This window comes from Streptococcus humanilactis, from assembly GCF_019448275.1.
In the GTDB taxonomy this organism is placed as follows: Bacteria; Bacillota; Bacilli; order Lactobacillales; family Streptococcaceae; genus Streptococcus; species Streptococcus humanilactis.
In genome coordinates this window covers 1-227 of record NZ_JAHXBZ010000045.1, presented here as the reverse complement: position 1 = coordinate 227, position 227 = coordinate 1, and the positions used below count along the sequence as shown (strand labels likewise).

Annotated in this window: 1 protein-coding gene; it reads right to left on the bottom strand. The window is 52.4% G+C overall.

Annotated features, from left to right (window positions below; translation table 11 throughout):
* A partial coding sequence (locus tag KV696_RS09795; RefSeq protein WP_419965915.1) for a hypothetical protein occupies positions 1 to 227 on the bottom strand: 227 nt, incomplete at both ends.

Genomic DNA, 227 nt, shown 5'->3' with positions numbered 1-227 from the left:
TCAGCATCAACAAGTGCGGTAGCCTCTACATCAGCAAGCACAAGTGCGGTAGCCTCTACATCAGCAAGTACTAGCGCGGTAGCCTCTACATCAGCGTCAACAAGTGCCGTAGCCTCTACATCAGCATCAACAAGTGCGGTAGCCTCTACATCAGCAAGCACAAGTGCGGTAGCCTCTACATCAGCAAGTACTAGCGCGGTAGCCTCTACATCAGCGTCAACAAGTGC